This window comes from Sinomonas sp. RB5, from assembly GCF_054063535.1.
The window spans coordinates 79184-92163 of sequence record NZ_JBSSGJ010000001.1 but is presented as its reverse complement, the minus strand read 5'-3'; the positions used below and the strand labels follow the sequence as shown (position 1 = coordinate 92163).

At 73.0% G+C, this 12980-nt stretch carries 9 protein-coding genes, 1 tRNA gene and 1 pseudogene; 6 read left to right on the top strand and 5 right to left on the bottom strand.

All coding sequences use genetic code 11. The features are described from left to right. Positions 1–42 precede the first annotated feature (42 nt). From ACVWWH_RS00425 to ACVWWH_RS00410, 4 genes are all read left to right on the top strand, one after another. Entirely contained in the window at positions 43–963 is a 921-nt protein-coding gene (locus ACVWWH_RS00425; protein ID WP_457315514.1) for a metallophosphoesterase, read from the top strand. A gap of 85 nt (positions 964–1048) precedes the next feature. After that, positions 1049–2932, top strand: coding sequence for an ABC transporter ATP-binding protein (locus ACVWWH_RS00420; RefSeq protein WP_066502729.1), 1884 nt, complete (start codon positions 1049–1051; stop codon positions 2930–2932). Beyond that, positions 2929–4785, top strand: coding sequence for an ABC transporter ATP-binding protein (locus ACVWWH_RS00415; RefSeq protein WP_457315231.1), 1857 nt, complete (start codon positions 2929–2931; stop codon positions 4783–4785). Before ACVWWH_RS00420 ends, ACVWWH_RS00415 begins: the two co-directional genes overlap by 4 nt. 99 nt (positions 4786–4884) lie before the next feature. After that, a tRNA-Pro gene (locus ACVWWH_RS00410) sits at positions 4885–4961 on the top strand. 49 nt (positions 4962–5010) lie between these two features. Here ACVWWH_RS00410 and ACVWWH_RS00405 read toward each other — a convergent pair. The 3 genes and pseudogenes from ACVWWH_RS00405 to ACVWWH_RS00395 form a co-directional block, all read right to left on the bottom strand. Further along, entirely contained in the window at positions 5011–5481 is a 471-nt protein-coding gene (locus ACVWWH_RS00405; protein WP_457315513.1) for a cation transporting ATPase C-terminal domain-containing protein, read from the bottom strand. A gap of 70 nt (positions 5482–5551) precedes the next feature. Beyond that, positions 5552–7738: pseudogene (locus tag ACVWWH_RS00400) on the bottom strand (cation-translocating P-type ATPase); the annotation flags it as partial. Between the two features lie 187 nt (positions 7739–7925). Continuing rightward, the gene (locus tag ACVWWH_RS00395; protein WP_457315230.1) at positions 7926–8159 is read right to left on the bottom strand and encodes a hypothetical protein; all 234 of its coding nucleotides are present in this window, start codon (positions 8157–8159) and stop codon (positions 7926–7928) included. A gap of 210 nt (positions 8160–8369) precedes the next feature. On the opposite strand from ACVWWH_RS00395, the gene ACVWWH_RS00390 reads away from it, so the two are divergent. Beyond that, complete coding sequence (locus ACVWWH_RS00390; protein ID WP_457315229.1) at positions 8370–9665, top strand: helix-turn-helix domain-containing protein; 1296 nt, start codon at positions 8370–8372, stop codon at positions 9663–9665. Here the strand turns inward: ACVWWH_RS00390 and ACVWWH_RS00385 are convergent. Both ACVWWH_RS00385 and purD read right to left on the bottom strand, forming a co-directional pair. Beyond that, the gene (locus ACVWWH_RS00385) at positions 9658–10572 is read right to left on the bottom strand and encodes a phosphoribosylaminoimidazolesuccinocarboxamide synthase (protein WP_457315228.1); all 915 of its coding nucleotides are present in this window, start codon (positions 10570–10572) and stop codon (positions 9658–9660) included. The two genes, ACVWWH_RS00390 and ACVWWH_RS00385, sit on opposite strands and share 8 nt — an antisense overlap. Next, positions 10569–11879, bottom strand: a complete 1311-nt coding sequence (purD, locus tag ACVWWH_RS00380) for a phosphoribosylamine--glycine ligase (RefSeq protein WP_457315227.1) — start codon at positions 11877–11879, stop codon at positions 10569–10571. The genes ACVWWH_RS00385 and purD overlap by 4 nt, the downstream gene beginning before the upstream one ends. An 81-nt stretch (positions 11880–11960) precedes the next feature. Between purD and ACVWWH_RS00375 the strand changes: the two genes are divergently transcribed. Next, positions 11961–12968 (top strand): asparaginase, encoded by a 1008-nt coding sequence (locus tag ACVWWH_RS00375; protein WP_457315226.1) that lies wholly within the window; start codon positions 11961–11963, stop codon positions 12966–12968. The last annotated feature ends 12 nt before the right edge of the window (positions 12969–12980 follow it).

Below are 12980 nucleotides of genomic sequence, written 5' to 3'. Positions count from 1 at the left end.
GCGCCCGGCCTGAGGGCTAAGTCGCGCACGTCCGGCGCCGCCCTGGCGAGGGCCGCGCGGCGCGCTGGCCTCCTCGCGGGTCTGGGCCTGAGCGCGGGCGCCGCCGCGGCAGCCTACGGTTGGTGGGAGAAGGACCAGTTCACGCTCCGCGAGGAGACCATGCCCATCCTCCCGCCGGGCTCCGGGCCGCTCCGGGTCCTGCACCTGAGCGACATCCACTTCGTGCCGGGCCAGGGGGCGAAGGTCCGCTGGCTCGCAGGGCTGGCCGACCTCGAGCCCGACCTCGTGGTGAACACCGGTGACAACCTGAGCCACCCCGAGGCGGTCCTGCCGCTCGTCACGGCCCTCAAGCCGCTCCTGCGGTTCCCCGGGGTGTTCGTCCCGGGCTCGAACGACTACTACGCGCCGGTCGCGAAGAACCCCGCCGCCTATCTTCTGGGGCCCTCGAACCGGAAGCCCCTCCCCCGCCGCATCGAGCTGGACTGGCGCAGCCTCTTCACCGCATTCGGGGCCGCGGGCTGGCTCGACCTGACCAACCGCGCGCAGTCGATGAGCGTGGGCGGCGTCCGGCTCGACTTCTCAGGGGTCGACGATCCGCACCTGCGGCGCGAGCGCTACGCCGGCTGGCCGGTGCCCAGCCCCTCCGAGGGGCCGGCGCTGAAGGTCGCCGTCATCCACGCCCCCTACCAGCGGGTGCTGGACCACTTCGCCGAGGCCGGCGCCGAGCTCATCCTCGCCGGCCACACGCACGGGGGCCAGATCTGCCTTCCCGGCTACGGCGCCCTCGTCTCCAACTGCGACCTGCCCACCTGGCGTGCCAAGGGCCTCACCGTGTGGGAGGAGGGCGGCCGCTCGGTGCCGCTGAACGTCTCCGGCGGAATCGGCACCTCGCGCTTCGCCCCCGTGCGGATCGCGTGCCGCCCCGAGGCGGTCCTGCTCACGCTCACCGCCCGCCCGGCGTAGGGTAGTTGCCACAGCTAACTACTTCTTACCCAGGTGTGTGAGCCCCGGCATGCCACAGCGCGCCCCCGTTGACCCCCAGGCACCCCTGACGCAGCAGAGCCCGTACTGGGCCTCGATTGCGCGGCTCGGACCGATCGTCCGCCCCATCGTCCCGCGTCTTGTGATGGGCCTGGTCGTGGCGCTGGCCGCGTCCGCGCTCGCTCTGGCCGTCCCGCAGGTCCTGCGGCTCGTGATCGACGAGCTGCTCCGCAGCGGGACCCAGCCTGCGGCAGTGTGGGGAGCCGCCGGCGTCGTGCTCCTCCTCGGGGTGCTCGAGGCGACCATGATCTACCTGCGCCGCGTCCTCGTGATCGAGCCGAGCATCACGCTCGAGCGGCAGATGCGCACGTCCATGTACGACCACCTCCAGGACCTCCCCGTCTCGTTCCACGACCGGTGGGGCTCCGGGCAGCTGCTCTCGCGCTCGGTCGCGGACCTGGGGTTCCTGCGGCGCTGGCTCGCGTTCGGGGCGATCTTCCTCGTGGTCTCCATCAGCACCGTGGCCCTCGGCGTGGTCCTGCTGTTCACGCTCTCCTGGCAGCTCGCGCTGATCTTCCTCGCCGCTGCCGTGCCGATCATGGTGTACGGGGCGATCTTCCGGCGCCGCTTCTCGCTCGCCACCCGGCGCAGCCAGGACCAGGCCGGTGACCTCGCGACCGCTGTCGAGGAATCGGTCCACGGCATCCGCGTCCTCAAGGCGTTCGGCCGGGCCCGCGAGGCCCTCGAGGGCTTCACGGAGCAGGCCCGGCACCTGCGCGAGACGGAGGTCGCGAAGGCGCGCCACCAGGCCCTGTTCAGCCTCGTCGTGACCCTGCTGCCCGAGCTCGCGCTCGGCACCGGGCTCGTCACCGGCATCTGGCTCGCCGCCGCAGGGCACCTGAGCATCGGCTCGCTCGCGGCCTTCTTCGCGACGGCCGCTGCGGTCGCGCAGCCCGTCGAGGCCAGCGGGATGCTCGTGGGCATGGCCCTCACCGCCAAGACGGCCGTGGACCGGCACTTCGAGGTCATGGACGCCGCGAACACGGTGGCCGACCCGCAGCGTCCCCGCCACCTTGTCGCGCCCCGCGGGGAGCTGGCGTTCCGGGGCGTCCGCTTCTCCTTCGGCGTTCCCGCCCCGCACGACGCCGCGCGGCCGCCGGGCGCCGCCGGCCCACCGGCCGCCGGTTCCCCCTCGGAGGTGCTCCGCGGGGTGGACCTGCAGGTGCGGCCCGGGGAGACGATGGCCCTGGTGGGGGCGACGGGCTCGGGCAAGAGCACGCTGCTACAGCTCGTGCCGCGGCTCTACGACGTGGACGGGGGCGCCGTGGAGGTGGACGGCGTGGACGTCCGGGACCTTCCCCTGGCCGAGCTGCGCCGGCTCGTCGCCGTCGCGTTCGAGGACACCACCCTGTTCTCCTCCTCCGTGCGCGAGAACGTCCTGCTCGGCGCCCCCGTCCAGGAGGGCCCGGAGGCGGACGCCGTGCTGGCCGAGGCCCTCGAGGTCGCCCAGGCCCACTTCGCCTACTCGCTCCCCGACGGGGTCGAGACCCGGATCGGCGAGGAGGGCCTGAGCCTCTCGGGCGGCCAGCGCCAGCGCATCGCCCTGGCCCGCGCCATCGCCGCGCAGCCGTCCGTGCTGGTCCTCGACGATCCGCTCTCCGCCCTGGACGTCGCCACCGAGGAGCGCGTCTCCGAGGGCCTGCGCGGGGCGCTCGCGCACACGACCACCCTCATCGTGGCCCACCGCCCCTCGACGGTGGCCCTCGCCGACCGGGTGGCACTCCTGCGCGGCGGGGTGGTCGAGGACGTGGGCACCCACGCCGAGCTCCTCGGCCGGAGCGACCACTACCGCTGGGTCATCGCGAGCCTGCCCGAGGAGCCCCGGGACCTGGACAGGGACGAGGAACCGGACCTGGACACCGTCTTCTCCGAGGAGGCCGAGGCCCGATGAGCCGCCCCCACAGCACAGCGGCTGCCCAGGGCGGGCAGGGGACCCGCGGCGAGGACGCGGTGGACCTCACGCGCGAGGCGAGCCGCGCCGTCCGCCGTCGTTCGCTCAGGCTCCTGGGCGACCTCGTGCGGCCGGTGCGGGGGCGCCTGTGGGCGACCCTCGCGATGGTCGTCGTGTCCCAGGCGTCCCGGGCGGCGGGCCCGGCCATCATCGCGTTCGGGATCGACCGGGCGCTGCCGTCCCTCGTCTCCGGCGACCCCGCGCAGATGTGGCTCGCCGGGGCTGGATACGTCGCGGCGGCCCTCGTCACCGGCGTGCTCACGGCCGGCTACGTGACCTCGACCGCGAAGCTGAGCCAGGCCATGCTCCTGGACCTGCGCGTGTGGGTCTTCCGGCATACCCAGCGGCTGAGCCTGGACTTCCACGAGACATACACGTCGGGGCGCATCATCTCGCGGCAGACCTCGGACCTCGAGGCGCTGCGGGAGCTGCTCGATTCAGGCATCAGCTCGCTCGCCTCCGGGCTGCTGTTCATGGCCTTCACCGCCATCACCGTCTTCGCGCTCGACTGGCCCTCCGGGCTCATCATGCTCGCCGCCGCGGTCCCCATGCTGTTCCTCTCCCGCTGGTACCAGGTCCGCTCGCAGCGGGCCTACCGCGCCTCCCGCGTGGTCTCGGCGCGGCTGATCGTCCACTTCATCGAGACGATGACGGGCATCCGCGCGGTCAAGGCCTTCCGGAAGGAGCACGCCAACAGCGCCGAGTACGGCCGGCTCGCGGACGACTACGCGGCGGCCACCCAGCGTTCGGTGATGCTCAACGGAGTCTTCCAGCCGGGCCTCGTGCTCATCGGCAACGTGACCGTGGCCGTGATCCTGCTCGTCGCCGCGTTCCGGGTGCTGGACGGCAGCCTGGCCGTGGGCGTGCTGCTCGCCGTGGTGCTCTCCACCAAGCGGTTCTTCTCCCCGCTCGAGCAGATGGCCATGTTCTACAACTCCTTCCAGAGCGCCCAGGCCGCGCTCGAGAAGGTCTCCGGCCTGCTCGAGGAGGTCCCCACGGTGCGCCCGCCGCGCGAGCCCGTGCCGCTGCCGCACGCCCGCGGGGCGGTCGCGTTCGAGGCGGTCTCCTTCTCCTACGGCTCGGGGCCCGAGATCCTCCCGGAGTTCACCCTGCGGATCCCGGCCGGGCAGACAGTGGCGCTCGTCGGCGCGACGGGCGCGGGGAAGTCCACGATCGCCAAGCTCGTGGCCCGGTTCTACGACCCGACCTCGGGCGCCGTGACGCTCGACGGCGTGGACCTCCGGCGGCTCTCGACACGGGACCTGCGGCGCGCGGTCGTGATGGTGACCCAGGAGGCGTACCTGTTCTCGGGCTCGGTCGCGGACAACATCGCCCTCGGACGCCCGGACGCCTCGCGGGAGGAGATCGAGGCGGCAGGCCGCGCCGTGGGCGCCCATGAGTTCATCGCGGCGCTGCCGGACGGCTATGACACGGATGTCACCAAGCGCGGCGGCCGGGTCTCGGCCGGCCAGCGCCAGCTCATCTCGTTCGCACGGGCGGTCCTGGCGAGCCCCTCCGTGCTGATCCTGGACGAGGCCACGAGTTCCCTGGACATCCCCTCCGAGCGGCTCGTGCAGTCCGGGCTGGCCAAGCTGCTGGGCTCGGGGCCTGGCAGGGATGCCGGGCGGACCGCCGTGATCATCGCCCACCGGCTCTCCACCGTGGAGAACGCGGACCGCGTGCTCGTGGTGGACGGCGGCCGCATCGTGGAGGACGGCTCCCCCGCCGAGCTCCTCGCCCGCGGAGGCCGGTTCGCGTCCCTCCACGGCGCGTGGCGGGACTCCCTCGTCTAGGCGGCGCTGCAGGGGAGGAGAGGGGCGTCCCCGATTTCATGTTCGCCCCCCGATCGGGTACTCTGGATGAGTTGCTTCGGGGTGACCCGGGCAACGGATCGGGATGTAGCGCAGCTTGGTAGCGCGCTTCGTTCGGGACGAAGAGGTCGCAGGTTCAAATCCTGTCATCCCGACCACGGAAGGCCCCGCGGCAGTTGCCGCGGGGCCTCTCGCATGTCCCGGTCCTCAGTGGTGCGGAAGCACGGGGTGCGTCCGCCCCGCACCGACGCGGTGGCGGAACGCCTTGTGGAGCGCATCGCCGGCGAGCACGCCGGGGATCGCGAGCAGGGCAACGGCGAAGCCCTCGAGCGGAGGGGGCGCCTGGCCGAGCAGCGCGGCGACCGGGGGGACCACGAGGAACACGGCCAGGAGGCCCAGTTCCGCGCCGATGGCACCGAGCAGCATGCGGTTGCTCCCCCAGGGCAGCCTCCACGCCGGCCTGCTCGCGCTGCGGCACGCATAGGCGTTGGCGAGCTGGCCCAGCACCACCGCGGTGAAGGCTGCCCCCGAGGCCGCGGCGACCACCCCCGCGCCGGGCAGTGTCTCCCCCGGACGCCACCCGCCGAGCCAGAGCACGGCCACGAACGCGGACATCTCGAACACCACCTCCGCCGGTCCCAGGACGGCGAACACCCGGAACAGCAGGCTTCCGTCCATGAGGTGCCGCCGTTCGGGGGGGCCGCCTGAGGACGCCCTCGCTCGGCCTCTCCCCGCCCAGCGCGAGGGCGGGCAGGAGGTCCGTGCCGATGTCGAGGCAGAGGATCTGGAGCACACCGAGCGCGAGCGGGAAGTGCCCGGCAGACAGGGCCCAGAGCACGAACGGGGTCAGCTCTGCCACGTTGTCCGTGAGGTGGTAGGTCAGGAACCGGCGGATGTTCGTGTAGGTGGCCCTGCCCTGCTCGACCGCGACGATGATCGTCGCGAAGTCGTCGTCGAGCAGCACGAGGTCGGCGGCATTCCTCGCCACGTCCGTGCCGCTCCTGCCCATGGCGACCCCGATGTCCGCGGCCTCGAGGGCGGGACCGTCGTTGACGCCGTCGCCCGTCATCGCGACACAGTGGCCCCGCGCCTGCAGGGCGTGCGCGACGCGGAGCTTCTGCTCAGGCGTGACCCGCGAGATGACCACGCTGTCCCGGTCCAGGAGCGCGCCGAGGACCTGGAGGTCCTCCGGCAGCACGGCCCCTTCGAGCACCGCCTCCGTCCCCGTGCCGCGGCCGATCAGCCCGATCTCGCGCGCGATCGCCGCGGCCGTCGCGGGGTGGTCCCCCGTCACCATCGCCACCCTGATCCCCGCCTCGCGCGCCTGCCGGATCGCGCCTGCCACGGCAGGCCGCGGAGGGTCGTGCAGACCGATGAGGCCGCGCAGCACGAGCTCCCGCTCAAGCACGACGGCGTCCGCCTCGCCCCGGATGGCGGCGTCGGCCTCGGCGGCGGTCAGCTCGCGTGACGCCACCGCCAGCACCCTCAGGCCGCGCGAGGCGAGGTCCGCCAGCATCCGGCGCGCCCCCTCCAGCCCCGCCGCCTCGTCGCCGCCGTCGGATCCCATGCCGGGCGGGCCGTCGACCACGCACAGGCCGAGGAGCGTCTCCGGGGCCCCTTTGACCCACAGCTCCGCCGCCCCGCCCGCTCGGGCCGGGAGCACGGCGCTCTGGCGCTTGCGCTCCTCGTCGAACGCGAAGCCCGCAAGCGGCGCCGGCGCCTCCGCCGTGCCGCCGAGCCGCCGGTCGAGGGCCGTGAGCGCGCCTTCCATGGGGTCGCCCACAGCCCGCCACTCGCCGGCGTGCTCCTCGATGTCGCCCTGCGAGGCCGCACGGGCGCCGGCAGCGAGGCGCGCGGCCGCGGAGATCGCCGCGGGGGGCCCGCTGACCGCGGCCTCGGGGGCGTAGCCGCGCCCCTCGAGGGTGACGGACCCGGCGGGCGTCCACACCCGGACGGCGCTCATCCGGTTCTGGGTGAGCGTGCCGGTCTTGTCGGTGCAGATGAAGGTCGTGGACCCCAGGGTCTCCACGGCCTGGAGGTTGCGGACGAGGGCGTGCCGTCCGCTCATCCGCTGGGCGCCCATGGCCAGCGAGAGGGTCACGGTGGGCAGGAGCCCCTCGGGAACGAGGGCCACCGTGACGCCGATCGCAAAGAGGAAGGCGCCCGCGAGGGGATTGCCGATCAGGAACGAGACCACGAAGAACACCGCCCCCACCGTCACGGAGACCATGGCGATGACCTTCACCACGCGCTTGAGCTCGAGGTCCAGCGGGCTCGGCGGCGGTTCGGCCCGGGTGGTCAGGCGGGCGATCTCCGCCAGCCGCGTGGACACCCCGGTCGCCGCGACGCGCCCCACGGCGTCTCCCGTCGCGACGAACGTGCCGCCGGTCGCCGCCCCGCCCCTCTCCCTGGCCACGGGCACGCTCTCGCCCGTGAGCATGGACTCGTCCAGGGACAGCGCAGACGCGCTGAGGATCTCGAGGTCCGCCGGGACCCGGTCCCCGGCCGCGAGCAGGACGATGTCCCCGGGGACGAGCTCGACTGCGCCGACGACCGTGGTCCGGCCGCCGCGCCGGACCTGGACGTTGCTCGGCAGCAGCTCGCGCAGCTTCGCCGAGGCCCGCTCGGCGCGGGCCTCCTGGACGAAGGCAAAGAGGCCGTTGATGACGACCACGGCGGCGATCGCCCAGCCGAGCTGGGGCATTCCCGCGATGAAGGCGAGGGCCGCGGCCGCCCACAGCATGAGGGCGAAGAAGTGGGCGAGCTCGGCGCCGAGCCGGACCCACCAGGGGCGCGCCCGCTCCCGCGGAAGGCTGTTGGGGCCGTAGCGGGCCCGCAGCCTCGCGACCTCCGCGTCGCCAAGCCCTGCGGGAGGGGCGGGGCCCGGCGCTCCCGGACGCCGCGGACCGGCGGGAAGGCGCGGGGTGACGCTCACGGTGCCATTCTTCCGAACCGGGCCGCGGCGGCGGAAGGGAAGGAAGGCCCCACCACGCCGGGCTGCAGAACGCAGAAGTGCCCCGGACCAGGGTCCGGGGCACTTCTGCGACGGTTCGTCAGCACTCCCCCACAGGTGTACTGGGCTGACGGGCCGGGTCAGCGTGAGGCGGCTGCGCCGCGTCCGGTCAGAGGCTGCTGCTGACGGACATCGGATCGGGCCAGTTGCCGATCGCCGTGGGGGAGCTCATCGGATCGGGCCAGTTGCCGATCGCGGTGGACGTCATCGGGTCCGGCCAGTTGCCGATGGCCGTGGACTTCATGGGATCGGGCCAGTTGCCAATCGCCGTGGGGGCGCCGGCAACGCCGGACACCGCGAGCGCACCGCCAAGTGCGAGAGTCGCAATCAGTTTTTTCAGCATGAGCTTGTCCTTTGTATGAGTCCCGCCGCTCCGGGGGGACAGGGTGCGTCGAACGGGGCAGAGCGTGCTTTGTCATGATTGACATTCCCAGTAAAATATCTCCCACATTGCCTGTCAAGGAATACCGTCGCCCTCTTGACGGCCCATGATGGATATTAGAGACAAGCGTGCGCCGGTTCACGAGGTTCCGGGCCGGGCCAGGAGGTCATCGTGGGGAGCGGATTCGGCGAGAAGCTGCGTGCCGAGCGACTGGAGCGCGGACTCACTCAGGCCGAACTCGGGAAGGACCTCTACTCGCCCAGCTACATCTCGCTGCTCGAGACCGGCCGGCGCGAGCCCACCGCCGAAGTGATCCAGGAGCTGGCGCGCAGGCTCCAGCTCGCCCCGAAGGCCCTCGAGGCCTGGAGCCAGCCCGTGAGCGCCAACGACGCCGAGTACGTCCTGGCCGGCCTCTACGCGCGGCAGGCCTGGGACCTGCGCGACTACGCGCAGGCGGCGACGCACGCCGCCACGGCAGCGCAGTTCGCCCTCGACGGCAAGAACAACAGCGCGTGGTGGAACATGACCTACATGCAGGCGGAGTGCCTCATGAAGCAGGGCGAGCTGGCGGAATGCCAGCGGATCGTCCAGCACCTCCTCGAGCACCCCATCGTCGCCGAGTCCGCCGGTCTCGCGGTGCGCGCGCGCCAGATGCTGGCGGCCGTGTGCCACGGGCTCGGCCAGCTCAGCACCGCGGTGGAGCACGCCCGCGAGGCGGTCCGGCTCGCGTCGCAGCTTCCCGCCGGGTCCACGATCTACATCGGCGCCCTGCGCGCGCTCATCGGCGCCCTCGCGGAGAGCGGGAAGCTGGACGAGGCCTGGGAGCAGTGCGGCATCCTCGAGACGCTCGTCGACGAGGAGTCGATGGGCCAGCTCGCGGGCGAGATCGAGTGGGTGATCGGCAACGTGGCCTTCATGCGCGCCGACTACGCCGAGGGCGTCAAGCACCATGAGCGGGCCGCGAAGCTCCTCTCCCCCGCCAACGACATCGAGCTCTGGGCCCGGTTCAACAAGGCCTCGGCCGCGGTGCGGCTCTCGGGCGGCATCATCGAGCCGGAGACCCTCGCGGCCATCGAGCGCGCCGAGCTGGCCCTGAGCATCGTGGGCGGCTCGCGCTCTGAGCAGCTCGAAGTGAGCTTCATCCGCGCCCGGTGGCTCTACCTCAACGGGCAGATCCCGGAAGCCATCGAGCTCCTGCGCACGATCCACGCCGAGAAGGGCGTGCTCGGCCGCCACACCGCCGGCGAGGTCGCCCTCCTGTACGGCCGTGCGCTCAAGGCCCTGGGCCGCAACGACGAGGCCCTCGAGCTCCTCGCCGACGCGCGGGAGCAGTTCAGCTACGCGGGGGCCTCGGACAAGGTCCAGCAGGTCATGGACGCGATCCTCGAGATCCGGCTCGCCAGCCAGCGCGCCGCCAAGGAGGCCTCGGCCGGCGCCAAGGCCCCCGAGAAGGACGGCGTCAGCTGAAGGTGCGCCCGGTGAGCCGCTCGTAGGCCTCGACGTAGCGGTCCCGGGTCCGCTTGACGACCTCCTCGGGCAGGGCCGGCGGCTCCTGCCCGGAAGTGCGGTCCCAGCCGGACTCTGCGGACGTGAGCCAGTCGCGGACGAACTGCTTGTCGAACGAGGGCTGTGCGCGTCCCGGCTCCCAGGTGGCCGCGTCCCAGAAGCGCGAGGAGTCCGGGGTGAGCACCTCGTCGCCGAGGGTGATGTAGCCGGTGGTCGGATCCACGCCGAACTCGACCTTGGTGTCCGCGAGGATGATCCCCCGCTCGCGGGCGATCCGCTCCGCCTCGCGGTAGATCTCGAGCGTGAGGTCGCGCAGCTGCGCCGCGGCCTCGTCCCCCACCATTCCGGTGACGTCCTCGTAGGTGATGTTCACATCGTGCTCGCCGAACTCCGCCTTCGCGGAGGGGGTGAAGACCGCCTCGGGCAGGCGCGAGCCGTCCACCAGCCCCTCGGGCAGCGGGATCGCGCACACCGTTCCGGATTCGCGGTACTCGGCCAGGCCGGACCCGGTGAGGTAGCCGCGGGCGATGCACTCCACGGGGTACATCTCGAGCCTGCGGCAGACGATGGCGCGCCCCGCGACCTCGGCGGGGACACCGTCGTCGACCGTGGAGGCCACCACGTGGTTGGGCACGTTGAGCTGCTCGAACCACCACAGGCTCAGCTGGGTGAGGATCCGGCCCTTATCCGGGATCGTGCTCGCGAGGACGTGGTCGTAGGCGGAGATGCGGTCGCTGGCGACCACGAGCACCTGGTCCGCCGGGCCGTCGACGGGCTCGTAGAGGTCGCGGACCTTGCCCGAGTAGATGTGCCGCCAGCCCGGCAGCTCCAGGACCTCGGTGGAGAACCCCGGCTTGTCGATGCTCATCGCTCTGCTCCCGTCCCTGCGCCGTTGCGCACCCTGGGCACGCTGATCTGCCCGCGTGCTGCCTTGGCCGCGATGTCGCGGCGGTACTGTCCGCCCTCGAGCCTGATGAGGGCCATGCCCTCGTAGGCCCGCTCGCGTGCCTGCTCGAGCCCCTCGCCGAGGGCGACGACGGCGAGCACCCGCCCGCCGGCGGAGATCACCTTGCCGTCCGCGTCGAGCGCGGTCCCGGCGTGCAGGACGTGGACGCCCTCGAGCTTCTCTGCCTTCTTCAGCCCGCGGATGCGGTCGCCGGTGCGCGGGGTCCCGGGGTAGTTCTCCGACGCGAGGACGACGGCGACCGCGGCCTCGGGCGCCCACCGCAGGTCGCCAGCGGTCCCGAGCTGGCCCGTGGCGGCGGCCAGGAGCAGGCCGCCGAGAGGCGTGCGGAGCCGGGCGAGCACCGCCTGCGTCTCGGGGTCGCCGAACCGGGCGTTGAACTCGATGACGCGCGTGCCGCGGGAGGTGAGCGCCAGGCCGCAGTAGAGGACACCGACGAACGGTGTGCCGCGCTTGGCCATCTCGTCGATGGTCGGCTGGGCCACGCGCTCGACCACCTCCTCGACGAGCCCGGCGGGGGCCCATTCGAGGGGGCTGTAGGCGCCCATGCCCCCGGTATTGGGGCCCTCGTCGCCGTCGAAGATGCGCTTGAAGTCCTGGGCGGGGGCGAGCGGGACGGCTGTGTGGCCGTCCGAGAGGACGAAGAGGGAGACCTCGGGGCCGTCGAGGTACTCCTCGATGACCACGGTGCCGCCGGCCTCGAAGCAGGCCTGGGCGTGGGCGAGCGCTGCGCTGCGGTCGTCGGTGACGACCACGCCCTTCCCGGCGGCGAGCCCGTCGTCCTTGACCACGTAGGGGGCCCCGAACGCGTCGAGCGCGTCTGCGGCCTCGCCGGGGTTGACGGCCACGCGGGCCATCGCTGTGGGGACCCCGGCCTCGGCCATGACCTGCTTGGCGAAGGCCTTGGACGCCTCGAGCTGGGCGGCTGCCCGGCTGGGCCCGAACACGGGGATCCCGGCCGCGCGGACCGCGTCGGAGACTCCGGCGGCGAGCGGCGCCTCCGGGCCGACCACCACGAGGTCTGCCGCGAGGGCCCGCGCGAGGGCCGTGACGGCGTCCGGGTCGTTGGCGTTGACGGGATGCGTCGGGACGATCTGGGCGATGCCGGCGTTGCCGGGCGCGGCGTGCACCTCGGAGACGGCCGGATCGGCGAGGAGGGAGCGGACGATGGCGTGTTCGCGGCCGCCGGGGCCGATCACGAGAACCTTCACGCCCCAAGGGTATCGGCCAGCCCCTGCGCGGCGCACCCGGGCATCCCCGGCAACCCGCGGCCGCACACCTAGACTGAGGCCATGCCCCACGCAACCTTCACCGCGGACGACGCCGTCGAGCTCGCCGTGGTCGAGCGCAGCGGCTTCATCGAGTCCCGCCACCTCGGCTCGGCCGTGGTGCTGGCCGGTGACGGTTCCGTGGTCACCGAGCTCGGGGACATCCGCACGCCCGTGCTCGCCCGCTCCACGCTCAAGCCGTTCCAGGCCCTCGCCTCCATGCAGGCCGGCGTGCCACTGCGGGGAACGCAGGTTGCCCTCGCGTGCGCGTCCCACACCGGCTCGCTGGACCACATGGACGTGGTCGAGGGGATGCTCCACGCGGCGGGCCTGGGCGAGGCGGACCTGGGCTGCCCGGCCGAATGGCCGGCGGACGAGAACGCCCGCGCATGGCTCATCCGCTCCGGGCAGGGCCGGCGGAAGCTCGCGTACAACTGCTCGGGCAAGCACGCGGCCTTCCTGTGGGCGTGCGTGCAGAACGGATGGGACCGGCGCAGCTACCTCGAACCCAACCACCCGCTGCAGCAGCGGGTCCGGGCCACGATCGAGGAGTATGCCGAGGAGCCGATCGCGCACCTCGGGATCGACGGCTGCGGCGCCCCGGTCGCCGCGCTGTCCCTGCGCGGCCTCGCCCAGGCCTACTCGCGCCTCGCCAGGTCCCCCGGGGACCACGGCGCCAACGCGCGCGCCGCGACGATTGCGACGTCGATGCTCGACTACCCGTGGGCGGTCCAGGGCCACGACAAGGAGAACACGATCGTCATGGAGGAGCTGGGGATCCTCGCCAAGGTCGGCACCGAAGGGCTCCTCGTGCTCGCCACCCCGCAGGGCGCCACGGCGGCCGTGAAGATCCTGGACGGCAACGTCCGCGCCACGACCCTCGTGGGCCTGACAATGCTCGCCGCGGCCGATGCCGTGGACGTGCCGGAGGTGGCCCGCGTCCTCGAGCGGGTCGTCGATCCGGTCCTGGGCGGCGGCCGGCAGGTCGGCCGCATCCGGCTGGGGCGCGCCGTCTCGGCGCTGCTGGACTGAGGGGGACCCACC

What these genes read in the sequence shown, in the direction of transcription:
- ACVWWH_RS00415 (WP_457315231.1), top strand. Translation starts at nt 2,929, where the DNA reads ATGAGCCGCCCCCACAGCACAGCGGCTGCCCAGGGCGGGCAGGGGACC.
- ACVWWH_RS00405 (WP_457315513.1), bottom strand. Translation starts at nt 5,481, where the DNA reads ATGGACGGAAGCCTGCTGTTCCGGGTGTTCGCCGTCCTGGGACCGGCG.
- ACVWWH_RS00395 (WP_457315230.1), bottom strand. Translation starts at nt 8,159, where the DNA reads ATGCTGAAAAAACTGATTGCGACTCTCGCACTTGGCGGTGCGCTCGCG.
- ACVWWH_RS00385 (WP_457315228.1), bottom strand. Translation starts at nt 10,572, where the DNA reads ATGAGCATCGACAAGCCGGGGTTCTCCACCGAGGTCCTGGAGCTGCCG.
- ACVWWH_RS00375 (WP_457315226.1), top strand. Translation starts at nt 11,961, where the DNA reads ATGCCCCACGCAACCTTCACCGCGGACGACGCCGTCGAGCTCGCCGTG.